At 65.2% G+C, this 594-nt stretch carries 1 pseudogene; it reads right to left on the bottom strand.

Annotated elements, in window-relative coordinates:
- Window positions 1-594: pseudogene (locus G3436_RS26675) on the bottom strand (malate synthase G); the annotation flags it as partial.

Here is a 594-nt window from a genome sequence, read left to right as displayed (position 1 = left end):
AGCGGCTCGGTGTACCCGCTGGGCTGCGCGCGGCCCTTGAACACCAGGTCGCAGGCCGCCTGGAAGGCCATCGAGGCCTCGAAGCCCGGCGCCATCGGCCGGTACGCGGCATCCCCGGCGTTCTGCCTGTCGACCACCACGGCCATGCGCTCCAGCACTTCGCGCACCGTTGCCTCACTTACCGTGCCATGCAGCAGCCAGTTGGCAATGTGCTGGCTGGAGATACGCAAGGTTGCCCGGTCTTCCATCAGGCCGACGTTGTGGATGTCCGGCACCTTCGAGCAGCCCACGCCGTGTTCCACCCAGCGCACCACATAGCCCAGGATGCCCTGGCAGTTGTTTTCCAGCTCCTGCTCCTTCTCGGCATCGCTCCAGTTCGGGCGTGGCGATACCGGGATGGTCAACAAGTCGTTGAGCAGGCTGTCACGCTCGCCCGCCAGGTCGATACCCAGCAGTTCGTGCTGCACCGCCGGCACATCCACCTGGTGATAGTGCAATGCATGCAGCGTGGCTGCGGTAGGCGAAGGCACCCAGGCAGTGGTCGCACCCGCCTTGGGATGAGCGATCTTCTGTACCAGCATGTCGGCCATCAGG

This window comes from Pseudomonas brassicae (assembly GCF_010671725.1).
GTDB lineage: Bacteria > Pseudomonadota > Gammaproteobacteria > Pseudomonadales > Pseudomonadaceae > Aquipseudomonas > Aquipseudomonas brassicae.
This window is presented reverse-complemented; position numbering and strand designations above follow the sequence as displayed.